A 24,796-nucleotide genomic window follows, 5' to 3' on the forward strand; every position below is an offset into this window, starting at 1 on the left:
ATTAAACCAATCGTACCGATTGAAATGAGATCCTCGGTTTCTTCTTTTGTATTTTCAAATTTCTTAACGATATGGGCCACTAGTCGCAAGTTATGCTCGATCAGACGGTTTCTTGCTTCCTGGTCGCCTTCCTGCATAGCCTCTAAACATCTCGCTTCTTCCTCTTTAGACAAAGGTTGTGGAAAGGCATGATTTTTCATGTACGCGACAAAGACCATCACTTCACGGAACACAAATCCCAGCAAGGTCATAACACTCGACATTCCCATCCCTCCTTTTTGCCTCTCCTTTACGCTATGCAGGCTATTGCCTACCCGTGCGTGTACACTTAAGAAAATAAGTATAAGCTTTTTTAGAGCATAACTCGTTCTGCGTTAAGTTCTAAGCGTATAAGAAAGGATGGGATGCAATGAACCCGTTTTCGAAAAACATTGAAGCAGTATTTATTGATCGCGACGGAACACTGGGAGGAGATGACTATGAGCTTTTACCGGGAGACTTTTGGTTTTATCCGGGCATAAAGAATTCTATTAAGCGATTAAAACAACATAACATCCCGCTGTTCACCTTCACCAATCAGCCACTGATTGCTTACGAAAAAACAACGATAGAGGCGTTTAAAAAGGAGCTGAAAGGTGTGGGGTTTGATTATATATATGTATGCCCCCATGACCCAAAGAGTAAATGTGAGTGTAGGAAACCAGCGTCAGGCATGTTAGAGGCCGCTGCATTGAGACATGGGTTACATTTGAAGCATTGTGTTGTAATCGGTGATAGATGGACGGACATGCTAGCAGCTGAAAAAACAGGCTGTCACAAAATTTTAGTTAAAACAGGAGCAGGGAAAGACGCTTTTGAACGATTGTACAACGATAAATATCGGGGCGAATGGGCAAACGTTTCACTTGAGTTTGCAGCCGAGGATTTTAACAAGGCCGTCACTTGGATACTAGAACGTATCAATTCCAACAGGTAAGCGGCGAGGTCTGACAGCAGGTCATTTTTACCCCTTTTACTACTAAGCTATATAAGGCATCAAATAGGTTCACCTATCCTAAAATAATTTAAAAAGTCGTTTAAAACTAACGAAAACCGGTTATATCGTAACTAGAGGCGGTGGGTGCGCCAATAAGAAAAACCCGCCCATGTTAGTGGACGGGTAAGAACAAGCGAATTACTGGGTGATACTAACTGTCTGGGTGGCTTCATCCCACTCTACTTCTGCACCAAGAGTCTCACTTACAAAACGCAAAGGTACCATCGTGCGATCATTCATAGTTTGAGCCGGCTCATCTAGTTCAACTGTTCCGTTATGCGTTTCAACTGTAGTCTGTCCAAGTTGCATAGCTACGTGCATATCATCTAACGACCCGTTAACTAGTCGGTCTGCTTTCTCATAGTTCACTTCAGCCCCTAAAGCTTCAAACGTTCCTCGCATAGGGACAAGCGTTCTCTCATCTGCCATCACGGCATCTTGACCATCAAACGTTAGCGTTTCGCCGTTCAGAGTGACTTCAACTGTTTGTTCTGCTGCGGACTCAGCTTCAGCCAGTACATCTTGAGACTCTTGCTCTTCTAATACTCGGCGTGCGCCAAGGTAGCGTTCAGACCAATAAGGGTTATTCATGCTGGTGATCGAAACGCCTTGCGAAGAAGAAGCATGAATAAATTCATTTCCCCCAATATAAATACCATTATGGGAAGCTCCAGAACTGTATGTAGTAAAAAATACAAGATCACCAGGCTGCAACTCATCTTGATTCACTGACTCACCTACGTTGTACTGTTCGGCTGCCGTCCGCGGCAGGTCGATTCCAGCTGCTGAGAAGGCATGCTGAGTAAATCCAGAGCAGTCAAAAGCAGAAGGAGTAGTTCCGCCCATTTGATAAGGTGTGCCGAGTTGTTCTTTCCCTGCATCAATTACATTTTGTGCTTCACTTGCTTCAGCTTGTTCAAGCGAAGCAACCGGATATATTAAAAAGAATGCTAGAATTGTCATAAAGAGTTTTTTCATAGTACTTTCTTCCCCCTGATCAATTTCTCACAAATGTCATTTTAACACGCAAATTTATATAAAAGATTACAGGGAGATAACAAGATGATAAGAATTGTATAACATTTCTTATCAAAGCTATGTTACTTTTGTAATATCATTAACACCCAGACAACTTATGTTTGTCTTTTTTTATTAGATTCATGTTTAGCTCACTAATAAGGAGATTTTGTATGAATATAACAGTTACTGAAAAGGCATTTGCATGGTTTGACGAAGAATTTAACCTTGATTCAGAGGAATCTATTCGCTTTTTTATACGGTACGGGGGACACAGTCAAATCTTAAAAGGGTTTTCTGTCGGGATTTCCCAGGAGTTTCCTAAACGGCCAGCTGTAACCTCAGAACTACACAACGTTCAATTTTTTATTGAAGAAGACGATCGTTGGTTTTTTAACAACTATGACTTGCATATTACATATGATACTAAAAAAGAAGAAATTGACTTTGAATTCCACTCCACTTCCCAAGGAAATGAAGCGTAGTACCCTGGTAAAAGCAAGTTCATGCGCGTGGATTCATAAAAACACGCCAGCTATTATTACCGTCACTCTTGTTTTTCATCAACTAAAGACTTATAGAAATAAACAGCAACAGCACAAAAAAAGACCTGCCCAATCTACTGGGCAGGTAAAGCTAGAGGGGAGAGAGGTGAATACTGCAGAGACTCACATGGATTGGGGCATCCATGCGACTTTCATCCAGGGGAAATGAGCATCAATGGATGAATCGGTACGTCTCATGAAGACTATCACCGGACAATCTTAGTATAACTAAAGATTTCCCTCTCGTAATAATTCTTGTTAAAAGAGCTCACACACTTTTTCGAAAGTATTTATTGGCCCGTCGATAAATTGCGATCAAAACCAGCAGGAGTGTTATCAACATGGGTGTCCATATCCAATGTCAATGTTTGTTGATTGTCTTCAGGGGCTGGAATCCTACCTTCTTCGGTAATATATAATCCGTCAATAATCAAATGTTCCGGGCTTCCTTCAGCGTCTGGGAACTCCATTACAGCCAGATTCTCACGTCCTGGTGACAATTCTGACTGAAAAGTCCCTTTCTCGGTGTATAATGTCCCCATAGCGGGATTCTCCCCGAATCCTAAGCGCACATCCTCTTCGTCCTGTGAAGCTTCTAATTGTAAATCAATCCGCAACCCCTCAACCATTTCATAAAAAGTAGTGTCTTTATATTCAATGGCTCCCTGGCTTCCTTCATCAAGATCATTGGCTTCACGAACTCCAGCCATATCAACTTCCCAATTTCCATTTTTATTAGAGAGCAAGATGGACTCTTCCTCTTCAATGCGTTCTTCCTTTTCAGAAGAAGTAGCTGAAATTACAGCCCTTCCATGAGCAAATGTATCATCGATAGCCTCTACGCCGGTAATCTCAATTTCTTCATAGGATAGTTCATTTGACTCAATGTGGGTTTCCATCATAGTTATCCATTCATCGACCGAAGCTTGGGGAGTTACACTCCAATTAAAAGCCTCAGCATGTAAGTAAGTTGAAGCTTTTTCTATATCATCTTCTACCATTGCTTGATAAAAAGCTTCCAATACATCGTCCGGCGGCACTTCTTCTTTCTCTTCGCCTATATCGTCATTCTCAGCATCTTCCTCTTCATCTTTCATGGTATCAGCCAGTGTATGACTTTCTGTATCTATATCATCCAAGGCTTCTTCATAAGTAAGCCCACAACCGCTGAGTACGATTAAAGTAAGCAGCATGGTTGTTTTCATCTTTATCACCCAAATGTTTTTATTATAGTATACTCGACTAGTTCAACCAGTGACAGCAGGGCTAAAGAACCACTTCTCTTCCTAAAGTTAATAGTTGTCAGTGCTGTAATATACTTTATTTTCTATTCTGAACTGAGTTGTCAATTTCACTTTTATCTATTATACTTCTACCATTAGTAAAAAGACGAAATCCTTCTTCTTTTTTAATTATTTTAAAGGAATTCGTCTGACTTTTCTTTAAAAAGGTTCTTTTTATCTGTTTTGATTTGTAAAATGGGTCGAATTTCGGGAGTGTGAATGAATGGAATACCTAGATGAACTGGACCGAGCCATCATCCGCTGTTTATCACAAGATGGCCGCCGCTCGTTTACGGATATTGCTCAAACTCTTGATGTGACGGAAAAAACAATCCGAACACGTTACAGAAACTTGACAGATTCAGGGTTATTACAAGTTGGGGCTATTGTAAATCCAGTGGCCCTAGGTTTAAAAGTGAGTGCAATTGTTTTAATTAAAGTAAATAATACTTATTTTGAACCTGTTCATGATGTTCTGGAAAACTATCAAGAGGTTCGCTATGTCTCCTTTACTTCGGGAGAATATCCTTTACTTATTCAAGTTCAAGTCGAAGACCATGAAGCATTGACTGACTTTTTAAAACAATTGCATCAGCACGAAGGTATTCAAAGCACAAACGTAATGATCCAATTAGAAGTTTCAAAAAACACCTTTGAAATCTATTGAAGTACCTAGTGAACTAGAGGAGGAATCAGGATGGGAAGAAATAAACGTCCAATGCAAGCTGAAGACTTATTAAATATCTCCGTAGTAGGAGAGCTGACTTTGTCGCCTGATGGCAAGACGTATATGTACACAGAACAAACGGTAAATGAAGATCATTCCTATCAAAAACACCTCTTCATGCAACCGCTCGACCCGAATCAAGAAGCTAGACAATGGACGTTCGGGGATGTAAAAGATTCTCATCCAGCCTATTCACCAGCTGGAGATACGATTGCTTTTTTATCTAACCGAAGTGGCAAAAACCAAATATGGATCCTGCCTGTTCATGGAGGCGAACCCCAACAATTAACCCACCTTAAACACGGGGCTGGCGCTCCAAAATGGTCTCCGGACGGAAAGTCAATTTATTTTTCTGCTCCACTTGCACCAGATGAAGACATTAATTCTACTACTCATGTCGATGAGCAAAAAGATGAAAAACAACTCAAACCTCTTGTCGTAGAAACGTTAAAGTATAAATCTGACAGTGCTGGCTTTCATGATGAGAAGCGCCAACAATTAGTATTATGTGAAGTCGAAAACGGCTCATGTCGAAAGTTAACAAATGCTGACGCCGACCACACGCCTGGGTCTTTTTCACCTGATGGCCGCATGGTTACCTTTACAGCCAATCGGGAACGAGATGCAGACGAGAGGCTGTGCCAGGACGTATATACACTTGATTTAATTACTTCTGATATCACCCGTCTTACCGATTCAACTGGCATGTACGTTCAACCTGTTTACTCACCAGATGGTTCAAAAATCGCCTGCCTGGGGCATGAATATGAATTCGATGGCGCAACGATTAATCAAATTTGGATCATTGACCCTGTAACAAAGAAACGTACTTGTATGACCGAAAAATGGGATGTGCAATTGGGTGATGCTATGATTGGCGACTTGCGCAGCGTGCCAAATCCAGGCCCTGTTTGGTCTAAATCGGGGGATAACCTGCTGTTCACAGCCAGTGATCATGGCTTCACCGGTCTTTATCAAATAGATATGGAAGGTGAAATTACTACTGTTTATCAAGAAGATAATCATGTATTTACATTCGGCCTTCATAAAGAAAGCGGCAAAACAATCCTCGGTGTAAGTGATCCGTCTAACCCGGGAGATTATTTCTTACTTTCTCCTGAAGAAAAGGGAAAAAGACGCTTAACTGATGTGAATGCCAACTTTTTAAAAGAAGTCCACGTTTCTATTCCGGAGCCAATTACGGCCAAAGCTGAAGATGGCTGGGAAATCAATGGTTGGATCCTTCGTCCCGTCGATTTTGATGAAACACGAAAGTATCCGCTCGTTTTAGAAATCCATGGTGGCCCGCATGCCATGTACGGGCAAACATTTTTCCATGAGCTTCAGCTTTTAGCGGCTAAAGGCTACGTCGTCCTTTATACAAATCCGCGCGGAAGCCACGGTTATGGCCAACGTTTTGTCGATGCTGTACGCGGTGACTATGGTGGAAAAGATTATACCGACCTCATGTCTGCTGTTGATCATGTGTTAAACACATACGATTTCATTGACCAACATCGCCTAGGTGTAACAGGCGGAAGCTATGGCGGCTTTATGACCAATTGGATTGTAAGCCATACGACTCGCTTTAAAGCCGCAGTAACTCAGCGTTCGATCTCAAACTGGATTAGCTTTTTTGGCGTGAGTGATATTGGTTTCTTCTTTACAAAATGGGAGATCGGCCACCATTTACTTGAAAATCCAGACAAGCTATGGGAGCATTCTCCTCTCAAATACGCAGGCAATATTGAAACACCATTGCTCATCCTGCACGGCGAGCGTGATTTCCGTTGTCCAATCGAGCAAGCCGAGCAACTTTACATCACGTTAAAACACCGCGGCAATGAAGTGAAATTTGTACGCTTCCCTGAAGCCAACCACGAACTCAGCCGAAGCGGTCAGCCTGCCTTGCGCCTAGAACGCTTAAACCACATCACCACCTGGTTCGAAACCCACTTGTAAAAAGAAAAGCGGAGGCGCTTTGCTCAGATGCGACAAGTTTTTCAGCATCCGCGCAGCGTGGCTTGCCGCGCGGAGCCGGAAGCTGAAAAAACCTCGAGCATCTAAGCGCCGCAGCTGGACAAGAAAAGCGGAGCGGGCTTGCTTAGCGGCGACAAGCAATAGATGAACGCCCCACCCCACTCTCCTGTCCTAACAAAAAGACCCGTACTCTTCTAATAAAACAGAAGAGACGGGTTTATTTATTTTTGCCACGATCTGACGGTTTCGTTTCTTCAGGGGGATGCTTTCTTTCATCGCGTAAATCTTTCTCCACTTCTTCTATCGGGATTTCATCATGAAAAATGCTTTCCTGGCCAATCCCCGTTTGTTTATTTTTATCCGTTTTTGCCTCGTTTTCACCTTGTACTCGAAGGCGGTCATATTTTTTCTCTTGCCCCATTATCCTTCCCTCCTTCATTTGTATTCTCGAGCCAATATTCCCTCTTCTCCGACTACATAAACCTAGGCACACTAAGCCATGGGCAAATCCCTGTAGCAACGATGGTGCTGAAATGAAGTAGCCACTTCATAGGAAGTTACGATACAATAATAATAACGAGGAGGTACTCTATGCGTAAAAGTGATTCAATCCAAACCATCAAAAACCAATTATACGAACGTGAAGCAGGTATCCTTGGTGAAAACACCTTCGTTCACTCTGCTATCGTCCTACCATTAATTGAAAAAGAGGGCGAAGTGCATCTACTATTTGAAGTGAGAGCCAAGCATTTAAGCAGCCAGCCCGGCGAGATTTGTTTTCCAGGTGGCAAAGTTGATGTGACAGATGCTTCGACTGAAGCAGCTGCTGTGCGAGAATGTGTAGAGGAAACAGGGATACAAGCAAATGAAATTGATATTATAGCTCCTCTCGATAAATTAATCACCCCTTTTCGAGCAATTGTTTACCCTTATGTAGCTACTATTGATCCTGAGAGCCAGTTTTCACCTAACCGCGCCGAAGTAGAAGAATTGTTTACTGTACCGCTTTCATTTTTTCGCTCAACTCAGCCTCTGTATCACGAAGTGCACCTACGGGTGGAGCCTGAAGCACAGTTTCCTTATCACTTAATTCCCGGCGGGGAAAACTATCCATGGCGACGTTCCATAGTACCAGAGTATTTCTTTCAGTACGGCCCATACATTATATGGGGGATGACTGCTCGCATACTCATTCACTTCATGCAGACCACGCAGGAAAACTTATATAAAGAGCATTAAGAGGCAGGGGTAAAATAATATGACAAACCTTAAAAGCAAAAAAGGCTACTCGTCTTATCAGTAACGCGAGCAGCCTTTTCATTTTATATTTCCTATTAGTCGATCTTCTTTATCATAGCTGTGACAAGCTTTGCCGATTCATGCCCAGCTTTTTTCAGAAATTGATCATAGGACATTTTAGCATCCTGGCCGGCTATGTCGCTCAATGAGCGAATAATTACAAATGGAGCTGCAAATTGATGACAAACATGAGCGATAGCAGCCGCCTCCATTTCAGCACATTGTGGCTCTGTGAAGGTTTCCCGCAGAAACTGAATGCGTTTTTCATCACTCATAAACGAATCTCCGGAAATAATCAACCCAGGCTGTGCTTTTAATCCGACTTCTGCAGCGGCATCTTTTGCCGTAGCCACAAGCGAGACGTTCGGTTCGTAAAATGCTGGCATACCAGGTACTTGCCCAAATTCATAACCAAAAACACATGCGTCAACATCATTGTAGCGCACTTCTTCTGAAATGACAAGATCGCCGACTTCAAGCTCACTATTAAAGCCGCCAGCTGAGCCTGTATTAATCACTACATCTGGCTCAAAAAGTTGCATTAAAAGGGAAGTAGCAATTGCTGCATTCACTTTTCCAATACCTGAACGTAATAATACAACGTCCTTCTCCTCCAATTTACCATGATAAAAGAGGACACCCGCCCGCTCTGACTCCTTTACTTCTTTCATGTCGTCTTTTAACCAATCGACTTCTTCATCCATTGCACCAATGATTGCAATTCTCATTCCATTCAACTCCTGTTATCTGCCATATCGCTTATTCTTCACTTTCTTCCTGATCTATTCTATAATACGAACGGGTTTTAAAAAAGGGATACTTCAGAAATGGGGAATGACAATGGAGTTAAAAATTGAGCAATTACGAGATAAAGTGGAGTTCTTTGAAGCAAAAAGCCTGCAAGAGCTTGAGTCTGCCATTCAGCAAAAAATTGAGACAAATGAGCAGATAATGCTGGAGGTACATCATGTACAGCATAATGTATACAGCGACCCTAAAACATCCCGGCCAGTCTATACGGCTCATGTTCATTTCAAACTAAGAGCGATTACGTAATATAAAGATGAGGATTAATCAGTTTATGAAGATTTAGCTTCACATGAAATTATCGTGACAAATTTTTCGGTTTGCTTGGGGAACAGTGGAAGCCGCAAAGAGGAGCTTTCTTTGCTAAAAGCTCCTCTTTGCGGCTCCATATTTAACGCTCTTGAGGGGTTGTCCCATAAGTCAGTTCTCAGAATTAGCAGTTGGAATAGAACGACAGGGCATACATCGACTTCGCCTTCACTGCATGTGATATCATCACGTCTTCTTCGTTGCGGCTAGACATCGGTTTAACAGCCATGCCAACAAAAAAACACTCACTGGGAGCTTTTCACCCTTTCGCATTTGCTCCCAGATGCTTGGCGCATTCTGGTTGGTGACCAGCTTTCATACCATAAACGAACGTTTTGGTAAGCCTACTCGTCGTTAACTAGGATTATAATCAACTTGTTCCACTTCTGTTGGAAGCCAGCCTTCCCCTTCAATAAATTCCATTTCCACCCGGTACGGCGAACTCCGATTTTCATTTGTACTGGCATATCCAGTGACTAAATTAGGGCCGCCTCCATTTTCTATGCGCCAAATTTGAATGTCATCTTCGTTTATACCAGTAGCATAGCGTAAAGCCTCTTCCATCTCTTCCCAATTTTGTGAATTAGTATTAAAATCATGATTAAATTCTCCGCTCTGCTCCGTTCCAATTGGTTCAAAATCCCCGTGAGGTCCTGCCAGCTCTTCTTCTGTCTCCTCTTCGTCCACTTCTATATCATCTGCTTCCTCGTTTTCTTCAGGGTCTTGATTTTCTTCGCTTTCTTCTTCAGCCAGGTCCGGTTCTTCTTCCGGTCCGCCGTCATCTAGCTCATCTTCTTCAATCATATCATCATCCGGAATTTCTTCTTCCTCTTCTTGTGGTTCTTCAGGTTCTTCATCTTCCTCATTTGCTTCTTCTTCTGCGACATCATCAGAAGAGAAAAAGAGTTGAACACCGAAAAATAAGATTAAAGCTGCTACCAGGCCAATTGCCCCATTCATAAGGCGGTTCATCCGTTTTTTCCGCCGCATGTCAACTCGGCGTGTTTCATTTCCATCTATACGCTCTGACATCGTATCATCACCTTCTATAGCAATAATTCCTCATCCATATCATAAAAGATTTTAAGATGAGAAGCGAGAGACTTTTATCATTTTTGTTAGGTAAGCAAAAACGCCCTTCATCAAGAAGGGCGTTTACGTGGTATTAAATGATTTCTACAATTTTTACTTCCATTTCGCCGCCAGGTGTATTTACAGTAACAGTATCTCCTACTTTACGCCCCATCAAGCTTTGTGCCATTGGCGAATCATTAGAAATTTTCCCTTCAAGTGGGTCCGATTCTGCGCTTCCTACGATGGTATATAGCTCTTCTTCGCCATCTGGAATTTCTTGAAACTTAACTGACTTACCAAGGCTGACTTCGTCTTTATTGCCATCGTCTTCGATAATTTCTGCGTTTCGGATCATTTGTTCGATTTGATTGACCCGTCCTTCTACAAACGCCTGCTCATCTTTGGCTGCATCGTACTCGGAATTCTCGGATAAATCACCAAAATCACGCGCGATTTTAATGCGTTCCACCACTTCTTGGCGCTTGGTTGTTTTTAAATATTCAAGTTCTTCCTCAAGATTCTTTAATCCTTCTTCTGTCATATAATGAGTCTTTTCTTCTGCCATTTGATTCACTCCTCTAAAACATAACAATGATAGCGTTTAATGTATCATTTAATAATAAGAGGAAAAGCAAGAGGATATGCCTCTCACTTTTCCAGCTGACCAACCAATCCTTTCCATACACATGAATGATCATACCTGCTTTTACTTTTTCACGCAACCCTTACACATTTAATCCCATGCTGCTAATCGGCTTACATGGTCTTTTCTCATCATGTTTTTCGGATAAACCGGCCGGTCCACTCGGAAAGTTACAATTTGCAGCGGATGTCTGGCTGCATCGATCTCCTTTCCGTTTTCATCCCAGATGGTTTCAACTTCTTGCGAAAAGACCTCAATCTCTGGCCCGAAAAATTCGATAACATCTCCGGGCTTAAAATAATTTCGTTGTTGGAGGGTCACCATTTGTGTGTCTTGATTATAATCAAGGACAAGACCAGCAAATTCATAACGGGTATTCTTTTTTGATTCATTGTCCCAAATCTGTTCATCATACGTTGGCACATTTTCAAAGAAAGCCGGAGCAGTGTCGCGATTGGCGCACTTATTTAATTCCTCGATCCATTCTTTTTTAATCGTAAAATTCTCCGGGTCTTCATAGTAAGCATCTATGACTTTCCGGTATACGGAAGCAACCGTAGCGACATAATGAATAGATTTCATACGTCCTTCAACTTTCAAGCTATCTATACCTGCGTCCATTGCCTTTGGTATTGATTGGATTAAATTTAGGTCTTTAGGGCTCATAGTGAATTGTTCTTCATTTGGATGAAAAAGTGGAGCTGCTTTTGAGCCATCGCTCTCATATAAATCATAATCCCAGCGGCAGGACTGACAGCATCCGCCACGATTAGAATCGCGAGCTGTCATGTGATTGCTTAATACACAGCGACCGGAGTAGGAAATGCACATCGCTCCGTGTACAAATGCTTCAATCTCAATATCAACATGTTTTTTGATCTCTAGCATTTCTTCGAGGCTCACCTCTCGGGCTAACACCACCCGGTCCAGTCCTTCGTCTTTCCAGAACTTAACGGCTAACCAGTTGGAAAGTGACTGCTGAGTGGATAAATGAACTTCAAGCAAGGGCGCTACACGACGGCATGTTTCAATAATTAACGGGTCAGCCACAATTATTCCAGTCACTTTGGCTTCCTGCAAAGATGACAAGTACTCTTCAAGCCCGATCATGTTTTCATTGTGAGCATAAATATTCGTAGTTACATACACTTCCGCCCCGTAGCGGCTCGCAAATTCAGCCCCTTCTTTCATTTCTTCAAACGTAAAGTTATCAGCATTTGAGCGAAGGCCAAATTCCTGCCCGCCAAGGTAAACTGCATCCGCCCCGTAATGAATAGCGACTTTTAATTTTTCAAGGTTCCCAGCTGGCAGCAATAGTTCTGGCTTCTTAGTTATTTTTCGTTGTGGTGCCTGTTCATAGGCAACTGTTTCGGCCATCTCCACGCCCCCCTTAATAAACTGTTTCCTTAAAGAAAAACCCAGTATCAATGTCCCGCGCTTCAGGTTGTAATGTTTTTGCCTTATTCAGTAATTCTTCTCTTTTCTCGTTATAACGAGCCGGATCGTTAAGATAAAGATGTATAGCTTCATGGTACAGCTTGGTAGCCTCAATGACATATTGACTCGATTTTAACAGCCCTTCAATCTTCATACTGCTCACTTCGGCATCTAGTAGTTCATCTAATTCATCTATAATACAAATATCCTTGGCACTGATAATATGGGTCCCATTTGCATCTTCAAAGATCGGATACGCTGCATTACGTTCTGGGTCATGTAAAAACAGGTTTCGGGATTGATCCGTTTTTTCCACTTCCAACTGCTTTCCCTGAAATGCCATGTAGTTACCTACGAGCTTCCGTTTGGATTGAAACATACAGGTTGCCCCGTGTACCTGTACTTCAGTCTCCACTTCAGCATGGTCAGCAATCTCTGTAATCGCATCAAAATTAATTTCTCGGGAAAGTACAGCCCGCTCTGCTCCTTTACGTCCCCAATAATTGGCAGTATACCAATTGGTGGCTGTGGTTTCCGGATTCCAATGTAACTTTAGGCCAGGCGCTACTTCCCGTGCGGCCACAAGTACGGCCGGATCTCCAAAAACTATCGCATCAACGTTAAGTTCGTTTAAATAGCAAAGATAATCATAGAGTTGGTCTATATAGTCATTATGAAACAGGGCATTTACCTTAACATAAACCTTTTTCGCATAGTTTTTTCCAATGTTAACTACCTCTTCAAGCTGAGCTCTATCGAAATCTCCGGCCAAACGTAATCCATATGTTTGCTCACCTACTAAGACCGCATCAGCACCCGCCTCATAAAGAGGGGCAATGTCTTCAACAGCAGTTGGTGTAACTAAAAGTTCAGGTAAGTAAGTCATGCCTATCCCCCCTGGCTCTTCTATTACATTTTTGACTAATCGCTACACCGTCTCCCACCGAATAGAAGGTTGTATTTAAATCAGTCCGCTCGCTTAACCACTGATTATAAGTAAAAATTCTTTTGGCCATCGTTTGCATCCGTTTTGGCGCTTCATCAGGGTTTAAGGCATGACCTCGGCATAAGATGTTATCAGAAATAATATAGCCATCAGTACGCAAATACGGCTCAAATTTCTCAACAAAGCGTTTGTATTGACCTTTAGCAGCATCAATAAATATTACATCAAACGCCTCTTCATCTTCAAGGTCAAAACCTCCATCTAATGCATCAGTACAATGGATGGTAATTTGATTGCTCAGTCCTGCTCTTTCCACAAAACTTCTAGCATCTTGAGCATGATGCTCCTCTTTTTCTATAGTGACTACATGCCGTAAAGCGTCGCCGGCCCCAGCAAATTGTATTGCTGAATAACCAATAGCCGTCCCTACTTCAAGAATACGCTTTACTTGCCCCATGCCTAAAGCAGCTTGAATAATTGCTAATGCTTCTTTTTCAATAATTGGGATATTTTCTTCGGCTGCTTTACGCTCCATGTCTTTGAGAACATTTACGACCTGAGCATATTGTTCTCCACGTTGTGTAAGGTTCAGTTTCTCAATATAACTTTCTTCTTGTCTTTGAGCTTTGCTCACGTGCCATCCCTCACCAAACTTGATTTAGCTTCATATTTTAACATAGAAAAACCGGGAAAGCGACTCGCTTTCTCCGGTTTTATCATTTAATCAGCTGAGTCTTCTCCTTCAATCCATTCATGTTGGTATTCATCCCGTGCTGCTTCATGCTCTTCTAGGTTTTGATTATAAATCACTTCCCCGTTTCTGCGGGCGTAGAAGTATAAATACTCACTATCGTCAGGTTCAAGCACAGAAATAAGAGCATCCTCTCCTGGACTTGCAATTGGACCAGGCGGGAGACCGGAATACATGTAGGTATTATAAGGATCATCTTCTTCTAAATCACTAAAGCTTGTCATATACAGATGTGTACCTATAGCATAGGCCACTGTGGGATCTACTTGTAATGGCATGCCTTCTTCTAACCGATTATGCAGCACTCCTGAAATTCTGCGTCGGTCTTCAGCAGTTTGGGCTTCTCGCTCTACAATTGAAGCAAGGGTGAACCATTCATGGATGGATAAATCTCTTTCTTCTAAGGCTTCATGTTGTTCTACCGCTATATCATTTGACCGGTAGAGCATGTCTTCAATAATGCCAGTAAGTTCAGGCTCTTCTTCATAAAAGTCATACCTTGAGGGAAATAAATATCCTTCTAATGGATGACGAACCTCTTCAGTAAAAATCTCGTCTGTCAGTACTTCTACATGTTCAACAAGTTCTTGCAAATACTCTTCATCATGAAGCGTTACATCAATTTCTTCTTCCGTGTAAGGAGTATCTTCAGCTAAGTTCTCAATAATTTCTTCCAACCAGAGCCCTTCAGGAATCGTAAATGTAATAGCAGCTTCTTCTTCCAATCTGCCTTCTTTCAATTCCTCTATTATTTCATCAACATCCATGGCCGGGGATAATTCATATTCCCCTGCTTGAAAGCCGCCTTCATTTTGAAAACGGACATAATAACGAAAAAACGTGGCATTTTCTATAACTTCTTCTTCTTCCAAAATTTCACCAATATCGACAGCCGTAGAACCAATTGGAATCTCAACGACTTCCATATCTTCGCTGTCTTCATCCTTAGGACCCATAAGAGTCTGTATGTACATATAACCGCCGAATGCTCCCACACCCAGTAGTAAAATGATTCCTACAAGCGAATACAAAACGATACGACGAATGATGCGAGATTGTTTCTGCATACGATCAGGATCTTGTTCACTCAACGATAGTCCCCTCCTTCACCGCCTTAATTATACCGCATTTGTCAATAGAGCTCGAAACCAATCGCTATTTCTGGTTACAGAAAAACTTCGTCACTCGTTTCTATAAGTTCTATGAAACCCATTGGCACCCTATTGACCGATACTTTTCGGACACAGTAAAAACGCTCACCAACCAAGGGAAGCCCTTATTAGTGAACGTTTCATTCAGTGCTATTCTTCTTCTTCGTTCTCGGCAGTGAAAGTTTCGATCATTTCTTCTACCATTTCCCATTCCTTATCATCTTCGATTGGGTACAGAGAAACGTCCTCTTCTTCATTTTCTTCAAATCGAAATGCGAACACATCTACTTCGCCATCTTCTGTTTCTTCATTTTGTTCTACCGGTACGACGACCATATAAGCACTTTCTGTTTCATCCACTTCAAAAGTGAATAAAATATCAAATAAATGCTCAACCCCGTCTTCGTCAGGAATAATAATTCGCTCTTTTTCTTCTTCGCTCATGAGAATCCTCACTTTCTTTTTGTCTAGGCGGCTTGCCTTCCTTCTGCACCGTCTGGCGGCGCAGGTCGTGTATATCAGCGACAAAGAATTGTGCAAACTCGCTATTCACATACCCGTTATTACATGCTCGTGGGTCTGCTACTTCGTTTGGTGGTCTAGATATCCTTGCAAAATCATAACTGCAGCCATTTTGTCGATCACATTTTTACGTTTCTTTCGACTCATATCGGCTTCTAGCAATGTCCGCTCAGCGGCGCGGGAGGAGAGACGCTCGTCCCACATCGATACAGGAAGGTGTAATGTTTCTTCTAAGGCCGAGCCAAATTCTTCACATTTCTTGCCGCGATCTCCAATGGTACCATCCATATTCTTCGGAAGTCCAACCACAATTTCGGTAGCCTCATATTCGCGGGCAATTTCTTGGATTCGGTTTATTCCTTTGCTGGAATCTTGGTCTTTAATGTGTACCGTTTCAATACCTTGCGCAGTAAGGCCAAGCCAATCACTGACTGCTACGCCAATTCTACGATCCCCTACGTCAATTCCCAACACACGTTTCATAACATACGACTACCTTTCTTGCTGCAAATAAGAACGCACAAGTTCTTCAATCAACTCATCCCGTTCTAAACGACGGATCAGTGATCTTGCATCATTGTGGCGTGGGATGTACGCCGGATCGCCAGACAACAAATAGCCGACAATTTGATTAATTGGATTGTACCCTTTTTCTTCTAATGCTTCATACACATTAAATAATACTTCTTTTGCTTCTTCACGTTCCTTCTCATCATGTACACTAAATTTCATCGTGTTGTCCTTTGAACCCATTGAACATACACCTCTTTTCTGCCCATGACTCGCTGCCACGGAGGTTTCTTCCTTCATTGTACACGAAATCGGGAAGTCAAGAAATGGATTCAACGATTTCATAGACAGCATCTAGTGCTTCGCCTAATTTTTCAGGGTTTTTCCCTCCGGCTTGAGCCATATCTGGACGGCCGCCGCCACCTCCTCCGCAGATCGAAGCGGTTTGTTTAATAATATCTCCTGCTTTATATCCTTCGCCGACTAAATCTTTCGTAACACCTGCTATAAGGTTTACCTTCTCACCTGCGCGCATTCCCAATACCACGATTCCTGAGCCTAGTTTATTCTTTAATTCATCGGCAGTAGAACGCAGCGCATCCATATCACTTGCGGAAACCTCTTTGGCAATAACGGAAACCCCAGCCACTTCTCGTGCTTCATTTACAAGGTTACCCGCTTCCATGTTGCCCAATTTGGCAGCCAATGATTCATTTTCCCGCTGGGCAGTACGCAGCTCTTCAAGGAGACTATCAACCCGGCGTGGAATGTCCTCTCTTGTTTTTGCTTTCACTTTTTCCCCTACATCAACAAGCAGCGAAAGTTGGTCGTTCATAAACTGGTAAGCGTGCTTGCCTGTGACAGCTTCAACCCGGCGAATGCCCGCTCCGATGCCTGATTCCGAAGCGATTTTAAACAATCCGATTTCGGCTGTGTTTTGCACATGGCAGCCTCCGCACAGTTCAATGCTGTAATCATCAATCTGCACAACCCGGACCTGGTCCCCGTATTTTTCTCCAAACAAGGCCATTGCCCCCATCGCTTTCGCTTCTTCGAGACTCTTTTCTTGAATTACGACCGGGAGGTTCTGCCATACCTTTTCATTAACCTTTGCTTCAATTTCGTATAATTCTTCTTCTTGCACCTGCCCAAAATGAGAAAAGTCGAAGCGCAAGCGGTCATCTTGCACAAGAGAGCCTGCTTGGTTTACATGTTCGCCTAATACATCTTTAAGGGCTTGATGCATTAAATGAGTGGCAGTATGGTTTTTGACAATGTCAAGGCGTGCAGCTGCTTCTACCTTAGCCTCGACCGTTTCACCTTTCTTTAAATATCCTTCTTCGACTCGAATTGTATGAAGGTTTTGGCCATTAGGTGCTTTTTGCACATCAAGCACTCGCGCCTTGCCACTTGGGCCTTTAATCACTCCTGTATCTGCAACTTGTCCGCCGCTTTCAGCATAAAATGGTGTTTCCTTCAATACAGCATACGCTTCCTGCTCTTCATGTACGGCATCTACAAACATTTCATCCATGATAAGAACAGCTGCGCTCGTCTCTGCCGAAGTCGTGTCATAGCCGATAAATGAACTTGTTTCATTGATGCCTGCCAGCAGTTCGCTTTGCGTCTGCATGGAATCGCCTTCCTGCCTGGCTGCCCGAGCCCGGCTGCGTTGAGCTTCCATCTCTTCTTCAAAGCCTTCCATATCAATAGAGAAGCCACGTTCTAACACATATTCCTCTGTTAAATCGACCGGAAAACCGTACGTATCGTATAAACGGAACACCTCAGAGCCGTTAATCATCGTTTGCTGCTTGGACTCAGCGTCGTTCATTACTTTATTTAAAATCGTCAGTCCATCGCTTAATGTCTCGTGGAAGCGGACCTCTTCATTTTTCATAACTTTTTGAATGAAAGCTTGTTTTTCCTGAACTTCAGGATAATGGTCTTTCATGATCTCACCGACCACCGGCACCAGCTCATACATAAACGGACGATCAATATCAAGCACGTGAGCATAGCGGACCGCCCGGCGCAATAAACGGCGCAGGACATAACCCCGGCCTTCGTTTGAAGGCAGGGCTCCGTCGCCAATCGCAAAAGCGACTGTACGGATATGGTCTGCAATCACTTTAAAGGCAACATCTTTTTCTTGATCTTCATTATAGGCGGAGCCTGCAATCTTTTCTGTTTCTTTAATGATCGGAAGAAATAAGTCTGTCTCAAAGTTTGTTACGGTGTCTTGAATAACTGAAACAATCCGTTCAAGCCCCATGCCCGTATCTATATTTTTTTTCGGAAGTGGCGTGTAGCTTCCGTCTGGATTGTGATTAAATTGAGAGAAGACAAGGTTCCAGATTTCAAGGTAACGTTCATTCTCTCCACCCGGATACAATTCTGGGTCATTTAGGTCATCGCCATAGCTTGGTCCGCGGTCATAAAAAATCTCTGTATTTGGTCCGCTCGGTCCTTCCCCAATATCCCAGAAGTTTTCTTCAATCCGGATTATTCGTTCTTCCGGCAGCCCGATTTCATCTTTCCAATACTGGTATGCTTCATCATCTTCCGGATGAACCGTAACAGAAAGCCGCTCCGAGTCAAACCCGATCCAGCGCTCACTCGTTAAAAATTCCCAGCCCCATTCAATGGCTTCTTTTTTAAAATACTCACCGATTGAAAAATTGCCAAGCATCTCAAAAAATGTATGATGCCGGGCCGTTTTCCCCACGTTTTCAATGTCATTTGTGCGAATCGATTTTTGCGCATTTACAATTCGGGGATTGTCTGGAATTACTCGTCCATCAAAATATTTCTTTAAAGTCGCCACCCCGCTGTTGATCCATAGTAATGATGGATCTTCATGTGGAACAAGCGGCGCACTAGGTTCTACTCCATGTCCTTTTTCTTTGAAAAAATCAATAAATAGTTGACGTACTTCTGATGCGGTCAAACGATTCATAATTAACTTCTACCTCCTATATCTACTGAGCAGTTGTCCGTTTCATTTATGCTTCCTACGTTTTGGCAGAAATAACTGGCCGAACGATATTTGTTCTATGATTGTTCATTATTCCCCAGACAATTATTCTTCTAAAAAGCACAAAAAACCCCCGCCCCTACTAAACAGGGACGGGAGCTGCCCGCGGTACCACCCTGGTTACGAATATGACTTTTCATATTCGTCCCTTGGAGCCTGTTAACGCCAGGTGAAACGGCAGTGTTTAGCTGCACTCCGGAATAGCGTTCCACTGCTCTTCGCTGGACGTTTCTTTCAGCCTGGGAAAACGTCTCTCTGTCACGCGGGCTTCAGTGTACTCGTTCCTTCAACGTATTCATGTCTTTTATTCTCCTCTAGTTATATAAAATAATCCCTTTCTTTGTCAAGTCGAGGGCCGCTTCACCTGCTCATACTCTGCCAACACTTCTGCTTCCGGCTCTGGCGTTAATAAGCTCACGATAATAATAGCTGCTAAGCTAAAGAGGAATCCAGGAACAAGCTCATACAAATCAAAGATACCTCCTTCTGGGAGAGCCCAAAGTATCACTGTTAAGCCACCAACAAGCATGCCTGTTAAAGCCCCCCATTTTGTTGTCCGCCGCCAAAATAATGCAAGTAGTATAACTGGCCCAAAAACTGCGCCGAACCCGGCCCAGGCATATTCAACCAGTTCGAGCACTGTACTCTCAGGGCTGTAGGCAAGGATCGTGGCAATGAGGGCAATAAGTAAAACGCCGATCCGCCCGACCCAGACGAGTTCTTGTTCAGAAGCATGCGGACGCAAATACCCTTTATAAAAATCCTCCGCCAAAGCGCTTGAAGATACAAGCAACTGCGAATCAATCGTACTCATCATCGCTGCAAGGATAGCCGCCAGCAAGAAGCCGGCAACCCAAGGATTAAAAAGGACTTGGGTAAACACTATGAAGACTGTTTCCTGGGCCCCGTCTGCCAGTGGCGCACTCACTCCTTGCGCTGAAAAATAAGCGATACCGACAAATCCAGTAAAAATTGCACCAAATAATGACAGCACCATCCAACTCATCCCGATGAGACGAGCCTTAGGAATTTCACTTTCAGATTTTATCGCCATATAGCGTGTAATGATATGAGGCTGGCCTAAATAGCCTAACCCCCACGCCAACAAGGAAATAATGCCAATTGCTGAAGTGCCGGCAAAGACATCCAGATGGCTTGGATCTACTTCTCCCACTGCTTCAAGCGTTTGGCCCCAGCCCCCTATTTCAGAAATTGCCACAATCGGCACAATAATGAGTGCTAAAAACATTAATATTCCTTGAAAAAAATCGGTCCAGCTGACAGCTAAAAAACCGCCTAAAAAGGTGTATAAAATAATGACCGATACACCAATCCATAAAGCTGTCGTATATTCCCAGCCAAACGATTCCTGAAATAAGGTAGCTCCGCCTACCAACCCTGAAGACGTATAAAAAGCAAAAAAGACTAAAATGAAGAGCGCGGAAACCATACGCAAAAGTCTGGAATGGTCACGAAAACGATTTTCAAGAAAGTCTGGTATTGTAATAGAATCATTGGCTACAGCCGTATAGCGACGCAACCTGAGAGCTAAAAACTGCCAATTAAAATAAGCCCCTAAAGCCAAACCAATCGGTAGCCAAATTTCACTCATTCCGCCGAGATACATTGCACCAGGGAGCCCAAGAATGAGCCAACTGCTCATATCAGAAGCACCCGCACTAAGAGCAGCCACTCCTCCTCCCAGTTTACGGCCACCAAGAACATAATCAGACAAATTGTGCGTTAATTTATAAAAAATAATACCAATCGTAAACATGCCAATTAAATAGAGTAAAAACGTAATAACTGTGGCTTGGTCCATTGCTTAGTTCTCCCCTTCCCTGCGTTGATGCCGTACATATGAGATAATTGAAAAAATCACGACTAAAGGCATTGGCACAAGAAGCCAAAACCAAGTTGCGCCTGTAAACGCATATTCCATCATCCTGCCTCCTTATTTTTAATTTCCTATGTTTTATTGCAATATTAATGCCAATACATGAAATCAATCCCCTGTGTTTCACGTCTGCTTCACGTACAATACTATTCCCTTACCCTTCAACACAATCTAGGACATTTACTCTGCATAAAAAAAGAGAAACCAAAACAATGAAACGCTCAAGGACGTGTCCGTAAAGGCTCGCGTCACTTTCAAATTATATCAATTACCGCAACGATAGATACAGACACTTCGAAAAAATAAACTATTCCTTTTCTTTTAAGTTATGATATGTTTTAACAAATAAGGTTACGACTTATCAATTTAAAGGAGGTTGCCTCTCCATGATTCATTCTCGCTCTGCCTTCACAAAAACCCAACTAACTGATTTGTTTAATCAATTAGTCGAGCATGTAGACCAGGGGATCCGAGTGATTGACGCTCAGGAACAACTTATTATATACAATGAAAAAATGCGAGCAATCGAATCAATGTCTTATGACGATTTTACTAATAAAGGGCTCATGGAGGCCTTTCAATTTAATGATGAACGGGACAGCCGGCTTTTGCAGGCTATTAAATACGGAAAACAGTCGTTAAATGAAAAACAAACGTATTTCACATATCTTGGTGAAGAAGTTACAACAATAAATGAAGCCTTCCCTATCTATTCACATGGCAACATAATCGCCGCCGCTGAAGTAGCTAAGGACATTACCCGCATGGAAAAATTAGTCCGTGAAAATCGCAAGAAAAAAGAGAACTCGCTGTTTACGTTCTCCGACATCATCGGCAACTCCAATGAATTACGGGAAGTTATTGAAAATGCTAGCCGAGCTACGCGAACGTCCTCACCTGTGTTAATCATTGGTGAAACCGGTACCGGCAAAGAATTATTTGCACAAAGTATTCATAGCGAAAGCGACCGGGCCACAGGACCGTTCATCTCTCAAAACTGTGCGGCCCTCCCAGAAACCTTAATCGAAGGAATTTTATTTGGTACTGTAAAAGGAGCCTTTACTGGGGCAACAGAGCGAGCAGGCTTATTTGAAGAAGCGGAAGGCGGGACTCTCTTACTCGATGAAATCAACTCGCTCGCCCCTGCCTTACAAGCTAAACTATTACGGGTGTTACAAGAAAAGAAAGTTACCCGGCTGGGAGACACAAAAGAACGTTCTTTTAATGTTCGAGTGCTGACCACCATGAATGAAGACCCGGTAGAAGCAATCGCAGCTGGAAGGCTTCGCAAAGATTTATATTATCGCTTAAGCGTCGTTACTCTCCTGATTCCTCCGTTACGTGAACGGATACATGATATTGAGCCACTAACTGCTACTTTTATAGCCAAATACAATACGATTTTTCAAATGAATATAGAGAACATCTCCGTCCAACTAGAACGTCGCTTTCTATCTTATAACTGGCCGGGCAATGTACGAGAACTTGAGCACATTATTGAAGGAGCAATGAATTTAACCATCGATGAACAAATGTTACAAGTTCATCACCTCCCTCCGCACTTTCGCCATAAAACTTCCAAAAAAGGGACCTTATCTGCGCTAGCACAAAACGAAAATGCAGTCGATTTACCTACTCATCTTGCCACCGTGGAAAAAGAATGGGTCCAACAAGCACTTAAACAAGCAAACGGGAATGTCATGAAAGCCGCAAAAGATCTTGGCATCAGCCGGCAAAGTTTGCAATATCGCATGCAAAAATTTCATTTAAATCGCGATCCATTTTTAAATGGTTAATTATTTTGCGGAAAAGTGCAAGTTTTCTTGCACTTTTTTGTGTAGTTTGGTTGTTTTTTTTGAAAACCCCCTTTCTGCCCAGTTCGTAAAATTGGCACAACTTTTGCAATTAATAGGGCCAGAATGATTTTTTGATAAGGAGAGGATTTTCTTATGGTACAGCCATACACACACGAACCGTTTACAGATTTTTCAGTAGAGGAGAATAAGCGCGCTTACAAAGAAGCGTTAGATTATGTAAAAAGTCAATTAGGCAAAGAATACCCTCTTATTATTAACGGAGAGAAGGTTACAACAGACGAGAAAATTGTTTCAGTAAACCCGGCTGATACGGATATCACTATTGGTACGGTTTCAAAAGCCAATCAAGATCATGCAGAAACAGCAATGGAAGCCGCTGAAGCAGCATTTAAGTCATGGAGCAAATGGGACCCAGAAGCAAGAGCTAACGTATTGTTCCGTGCTGCTGCAATCATCCGCCGCAGAAAACATGAATTTTCAGCCTGGATGACGTATGAAATCGGTAAACCTTGGAAGGAAGCAGATGCTGACACAGCAGAAGGTATTGATTTCCTTGAATATTACGCACGCCAGATGGTTGAGCTAAAGCCTGGGATTCCTATTAACAGCCGTTCGATTGAACACAACCAATTCAGATATATTCCCCTCGGGCCTGGTCTCACGATATCTCCATGGAATTTGCCGTTTGCAATTATGTGCGGCACGACAGTTGGGCCTATGGTAGCCGGCAATACGGTGATGCTAAAACCAGCAAGCAACACGCCCGTTATAGCTTATAAATTAATGGAAGTCTTAATAGAATCCGGCATGCCAAAAGGGGTTATTAACTATATTCCTGGGAGCGGCTCAGCGATCGGTGATTATTTAGTGGATCATCCGAAAACACGTTGGATCAATTTCACCGGATCAAAAGAAGTAGGAACACGCATTTATGAACGAGCAGCAAAGATTCAGCCTGGTCAGCACCATTTAAAACGCACAGCCATTGAAATGGGCGGCAAGGATACAATTATTGTAGATAATGAAGCTGACTTGGATTTAGCCGCAGAATCGATACTGTACTCGGCTTATGGGTTCTCCGGGCAAAAATGTTCAGCTTGTTCTCGTGCGGTTGTCCATGAAGAAGTATATGACGAGGTATTAGAGAAAGTTCGTACCTTAACTGAAAACGTAAGCGTTGGCAACCCAGAAAAAGACTCAACGTACATGGGTCCTGTAAAAGACCAAGAAGCTTACGATAAAATTATGGAATATATGGAGGTCGGCAAGCAAGAAGCCCGGCTTGTCATCGGCGGAGAAGGAGATGATAACACCGGTTTCTTTATTCAGCCCACTATTTTTGCAGATGCAGCTCCTGACTCCCGGATCATGCAAGAAGAAATCTTCGGGCCTGTTGTGGCTTTTGCTAAAGCAAAAGATTTCGATGAAATGATTGAAATTGCCAACAACACCGAATACGGACTAACCGGTGCTGTCATTTCTAACAACCGCGCCCATCTTGAGCAAGCACGCGAGGAATTTCACGTCGGTAATTTATATTTTAACCGTGGCTGTACCGCAGCCATAGTCGGTTACCAGCCATTTGGCGGCTTTAACATGTCAGGAACAGATGCCAAAGCCGGCGGTCCTGACTACCTCCTTCACTTCATGCAGCCCAAAACCATAACCGACCAATTTTAGCCAGAAAAGCGGAGCGGGCTAGCTCAGCGGCGACAAGTTTTTCTAGAACTGCGCAGTACAGCCTGCTGTACGGAGTCAGGACTAGAAAAAACCTCGAGCCGCTAGCCCGCGGAGCTAGACAGAAAAGCGGAGGGCGCCTAACCATTGGCGCAGGGCCCTTCTTCACCGCCGAGGAGGCTGTTGCCGCCGCAGGGCGGGGAAAAGGGATCACAAGCCAATGGCGCCCGCAGCTAGACAAAGAAAAGCGGAGCGTGTTGATTAACGACGCAGAGCTCTTCTCTCCCACACTGCGGGGGACGCGTCCGCCGCAGTGTGGGGAAGGAAACTC

At 43.0% G+C, this 24,796-nt stretch carries 23 protein-coding genes and 1 pseudogene; 8 read left to right on the top strand and 16 right to left on the bottom strand.

Annotated elements, in window-relative coordinates:
- Window positions 1-263: pseudogene (locus D469_RS0114385) on the bottom strand (RNA polymerase subunit sigma-70); the annotation flags it as partial.
- A gap of 146 nt (window positions 264-409) precedes the next feature.
- Between D469_RS0114385 and D469_RS0114390 the strand changes: the two are divergent.
- Window positions 410-976, top strand: a complete 567-nt coding sequence (locus D469_RS0114390) for an HAD-IIIA family hydrolase (RefSeq protein WP_018924107.1) — start codon at window positions 410-412, stop codon at window positions 974-976.
- A 198-nt stretch (window positions 977-1,174) separates the two neighbouring features.
- Here D469_RS0114390 and D469_RS21290 read toward each other — a convergent pair whose 3' ends face one another.
- A complete protein-coding gene (locus D469_RS21290) occupies window positions 1,175-2,014 on the bottom strand; it encodes an NlpC/P60 family protein (protein ID WP_018924108.1) in 840 nt (279 codons plus the stop codon).
- Between the two features lie 212 nt (window positions 2,015-2,226).
- Here D469_RS21290 and D469_RS0114400 point away from each other — a divergent pair, with 212 nt between their 5' ends.
- Complete coding sequence (locus tag D469_RS0114400; RefSeq protein WP_018924109.1) at window positions 2,227-2,538, top strand: HesB/YadR/YfhF family protein; 312 nt, start codon at window positions 2,227-2,229, stop codon at window positions 2,536-2,538.
- A gap of 350 nt (window positions 2,539-2,888) precedes the next feature.
- On the opposite strand, the gene D469_RS0114410 is transcribed toward D469_RS0114400, so the two are convergent.
- The gene (locus tag D469_RS0114410; RefSeq protein ID WP_018924111.1) at window positions 2,889-3,803 is read right to left on the bottom strand and encodes a hypothetical protein; all 915 of its coding nucleotides are present in this window, start codon (window positions 3,801-3,803) and stop codon (window positions 2,889-2,891) included.
- A gap of 301 nt (window positions 3,804-4,104) precedes the next feature.
- Here D469_RS0114410 and D469_RS0114415 point away from each other — a divergent pair, with 301 nt between their 5' ends.
- On the top strand, window positions 4,105-4,548 hold the full coding sequence (locus D469_RS0114415; RefSeq protein WP_018924112.1) for an Lrp/AsnC family transcriptional regulator: 444 nt from the start codon (window positions 4,105-4,107) through the stop codon (window positions 4,546-4,548).
- 30 nt (window positions 4,549-4,578) lie between these two features.
- Window positions 4,579-6,570, top strand: coding sequence for a S9 family peptidase (locus D469_RS0114420; protein ID WP_018924113.1), 1,992 nt, complete (start codon window positions 4,579-4,581; stop codon window positions 6,568-6,570).
- A gap of 235 nt (window positions 6,571-6,805) precedes the next feature.
- Here D469_RS0114420 and D469_RS0114425 read toward each other — a convergent pair whose 3' ends face one another.
- Window positions 6,806-7,009 (bottom strand): hypothetical protein, encoded by a 204-nt coding sequence (locus tag D469_RS0114425; protein WP_018924114.1) that lies wholly within the window; start codon window positions 7,007-7,009, stop codon window positions 6,806-6,808.
- A gap of 170 nt (window positions 7,010-7,179) precedes the next feature.
- On the opposite strand from D469_RS0114425, the gene D469_RS0114430 reads away from it, so the two are divergent.
- Window positions 7,180-7,827 (top strand): NUDIX hydrolase, encoded by a 648-nt coding sequence (locus D469_RS0114430; protein ID WP_018924115.1) that lies wholly within the window; start codon window positions 7,180-7,182, stop codon window positions 7,825-7,827.
- A gap of 95 nt (window positions 7,828-7,922) precedes the next feature.
- Here D469_RS0114430 and mtnN read toward each other — a convergent pair whose 3' ends face one another.
- Complete coding sequence (gene mtnN, locus D469_RS0114435; RefSeq protein ID WP_018924116.1) at window positions 7,923-8,615, bottom strand: 5'-methylthioadenosine/S-adenosylhomocysteine nucleosidase; 693 nt, start codon at window positions 8,613-8,615, stop codon at window positions 7,923-7,925.
- 112 nt (window positions 8,616-8,727) lie between these two features.
- Here mtnN and D469_RS0114440 point away from each other — a divergent pair, with 112 nt between their 5' ends.
- Complete coding sequence (locus D469_RS0114440; protein ID WP_018924117.1) at window positions 8,728-8,943, top strand: DUF2536 family protein; 216 nt, start codon at window positions 8,728-8,730, stop codon at window positions 8,941-8,943.
- A gap of 414 nt (window positions 8,944-9,357) precedes the next feature.
- Here the strand turns inward: D469_RS0114440 and D469_RS0114445 are convergent, their stop codons facing one another.
- The 11 genes from D469_RS0114445 to putP form a co-directional block, all read right to left on the bottom strand.
- Complete coding sequence (locus D469_RS0114445) at window positions 9,358-10,035, bottom strand: YrrS family protein (RefSeq protein ID WP_018924118.1); 678 nt, start codon at window positions 10,033-10,035, stop codon at window positions 9,358-9,360.
- Window positions 10,036-10,168: 133 nt separating this feature from the next.
- Entirely contained in the window at window positions 10,169-10,642 is a 474-nt protein-coding gene (gene greA, locus D469_RS0114450) for a transcription elongation factor GreA (RefSeq protein ID WP_018924119.1), read from the bottom strand.
- 168 nt (window positions 10,643-10,810) lie between these two features.
- Window positions 10,811-12,097, bottom strand: coding sequence for a peptidase U32 family protein (locus D469_RS0114455; RefSeq protein ID WP_018924120.1), 1,287 nt, complete (start codon window positions 12,095-12,097; stop codon window positions 10,811-10,813).
- 13 nt (window positions 12,098-12,110) lie between these two features.
- Complete coding sequence (locus D469_RS0114460; RefSeq protein WP_018924121.1) at window positions 12,111-13,043, bottom strand: peptidase U32 family protein; 933 nt, start codon at window positions 13,041-13,043, stop codon at window positions 12,111-12,113.
- Entirely contained in the window at window positions 13,027-13,737 is a 711-nt protein-coding gene (locus tag D469_RS0114465) for an O-methyltransferase (RefSeq protein WP_018924122.1), read from the bottom strand. Before D469_RS0114465 ends, D469_RS0114460 begins: the two co-directional genes overlap by 17 nt.
- A gap of 86 nt (window positions 13,738-13,823) precedes the next feature.
- Window positions 13,824-14,945, bottom strand: coding sequence for an endolytic transglycosylase MltG (gene mltG / locus D469_RS0114475; RefSeq protein ID WP_018924124.1), 1,122 nt, complete (start codon window positions 14,943-14,945; stop codon window positions 13,824-13,826).
- 210 nt (window positions 14,946-15,155) lie between these two features.
- Window positions 15,156-15,449 carry a DUF1292 domain-containing protein gene (locus D469_RS0114480; protein ID WP_018924125.1) on the bottom strand — a complete coding sequence of 98 codons (294 nt, stop codon included), beginning with the start codon at window positions 15,447-15,449 and terminating at the stop codon, window positions 15,156-15,158.
- A 138-nt stretch (window positions 15,450-15,587) separates the two neighbouring features.
- Window positions 15,588-16,010 carry a Holliday junction resolvase RuvX gene (gene ruvX / locus D469_RS0114485; protein ID WP_018924126.1) on the bottom strand — a complete coding sequence of 141 codons (423 nt, stop codon included), beginning with the start codon at window positions 16,008-16,010 and terminating at the stop codon, window positions 15,588-15,590.
- Window positions 16,011-16,019: 9 nt separating this feature from the next.
- On the bottom strand, window positions 16,020-16,280 hold the full coding sequence (locus tag D469_RS0114490) for an IreB family regulatory phosphoprotein (protein WP_018924127.1): 261 nt from the start codon (window positions 16,278-16,280) through the stop codon (window positions 16,020-16,022).
- Window positions 16,281-16,356: 76 nt separating this feature from the next.
- Window positions 16,357-18,996, bottom strand: a complete 2,640-nt coding sequence (gene alaS, locus D469_RS0114495; RefSeq protein WP_018924128.1) for an alanine--tRNA ligase — start codon at window positions 18,994-18,996, stop codon at window positions 16,357-16,359.
- Between the two features lie 421 nt (window positions 18,997-19,417).
- Window positions 19,418-20,896: a sodium/proline symporter PutP gene (gene putP / locus D469_RS0114500; protein WP_018924129.1), complete on the bottom strand. Its 1,479-nt coding sequence runs from the start codon at window positions 20,894-20,896 to the stop codon at window positions 19,418-19,420.
- Between the two features lie 461 nt (window positions 20,897-21,357).
- On the opposite strand from putP, the gene D469_RS0114510 reads away from it, so the two are divergent.
- Both D469_RS0114510 and pruA read left to right on the top strand, forming a co-directional pair.
- A complete protein-coding gene (locus D469_RS0114510) occupies window positions 21,358-22,767 on the top strand; it encodes a sigma-54 interaction domain-containing protein (RefSeq protein ID WP_018924131.1) in 1,410 nt (469 codons plus the stop codon).
- A 153-nt stretch (window positions 22,768-22,920) separates the two neighbouring features.
- The gene (pruA, locus tag D469_RS0114515) at window positions 22,921-24,468 is read left to right on the top strand and encodes an L-glutamate gamma-semialdehyde dehydrogenase (protein ID WP_018924132.1); all 1,548 of its coding nucleotides are present in this window, start codon (window positions 22,921-22,923) and stop codon (window positions 24,466-24,468) included.
- Window positions 24,469-24,796: the final 328 nt, after the last annotated feature.

The organism is Salsuginibacillus kocurii DSM 18087 (assembly GCF_000377705.1).
GTDB classification, from domain to species: domain Bacteria; phylum Bacillota; class Bacilli; order Bacillales; family Marinococcaceae; genus Salsuginibacillus; species Salsuginibacillus kocurii.

Bases quoted from the DNA above. Each gene is read 5' to 3' on its own strand.
- mtnN (WP_018924116.1), bottom strand. From the start codon at position 8,615: ATGAGAATTGCAATCATTGGTGCAATGGATGAAGAAGTCGATTGGTTA.
- D469_RS0114445 (WP_018924118.1), bottom strand. From the start codon at position 10,035: ATGTCAGAGCGTATAGATGGAAATGAAACACGCCGAGTTGACATGCGG.
- D469_RS0114440 (WP_018924117.1), top strand. From the start codon at position 8,728: ATGGAGTTAAAAATTGAGCAATTACGAGATAAAGTGGAGTTCTTTGAA.
- D469_RS0114425 (WP_018924114.1), bottom strand. From the start codon at position 7,009: ATGGGGCAAGAGAAAAAATATGACCGCCTTCGAGTACAAGGTGAAAAC.
- D469_RS0114430 (WP_018924115.1), top strand. From the start codon at position 7,180: ATGCGTAAAAGTGATTCAATCCAAACCATCAAAAACCAATTATACGAA.
- D469_RS0114455 (WP_018924120.1), bottom strand. From the start codon at position 12,097: ATGGCCGAAACAGTTGCCTATGAACAGGCACCACAACGAAAAATAACT.
- D469_RS21290 (WP_018924108.1), bottom strand. From the start codon at position 2,014: ATGAAAAAACTCTTTATGACAATTCTAGCATTCTTTTTAATATATCCG.
- D469_RS0114510 (WP_018924131.1), top strand. From the start codon at position 21,358: ATGATTCATTCTCGCTCTGCCTTCACAAAAACCCAACTAACTGATTTG.
- D469_RS0114410 (WP_018924111.1), bottom strand. From the start codon at position 3,803: ATGAAAACAACCATGCTGCTTACTTTAATCGTACTCAGCGGTTGTGGG.
- D469_RS0114400 (WP_018924109.1), top strand. From the start codon at position 2,227: ATGAATATAACAGTTACTGAAAAGGCATTTGCATGGTTTGACGAAGAA.
- D469_RS0114415 (WP_018924112.1), top strand. From the start codon at position 4,105: ATGGAATACCTAGATGAACTGGACCGAGCCATCATCCGCTGTTTATCA.
- D469_RS0114420 (WP_018924113.1), top strand. From the start codon at position 4,579: ATGGGAAGAAATAAACGTCCAATGCAAGCTGAAGACTTATTAAATATC.
- D469_RS0114490 (WP_018924127.1), bottom strand. From the start codon at position 16,280: ATGGGTTCAAAGGACAACACGATGAAATTTAGTGTACATGATGAGAAG.
- D469_RS0114390 (WP_018924107.1), top strand. From the start codon at position 410: ATGAACCCGTTTTCGAAAAACATTGAAGCAGTATTTATTGATCGCGAC.
- ruvX (WP_018924126.1), bottom strand. From the start codon at position 16,010: ATGAAACGTGTGTTGGGAATTGACGTAGGGGATCGTAGAATTGGCGTA.
- alaS (WP_018924128.1), bottom strand. From the start codon at position 18,996: ATGAATCGTTTGACCGCATCAGAAGTACGTCAACTATTTATTGATTTT.
- greA (WP_018924119.1), bottom strand. From the start codon at position 10,642: ATGGCAGAAGAAAAGACTCATTATATGACAGAAGAAGGATTAAAGAAT.
- pruA (WP_018924132.1), top strand. From the start codon at position 22,921: ATGGTACAGCCATACACACACGAACCGTTTACAGATTTTTCAGTAGAG.
- D469_RS0114460 (WP_018924121.1), bottom strand. From the start codon at position 13,043: ATGACTTACTTACCTGAACTTTTAGTTACACCAACTGCTGTTGAAGAC.
- putP (WP_018924129.1), bottom strand. From the start codon at position 20,896: ATGGACCAAGCCACAGTTATTACGTTTTTACTCTATTTAATTGGCATG.
- D469_RS0114480 (WP_018924125.1), bottom strand. From the start codon at position 15,449: ATGAGCGAAGAAGAAAAAGAGCGAATTATTATTCCTGACGAAGACGGG.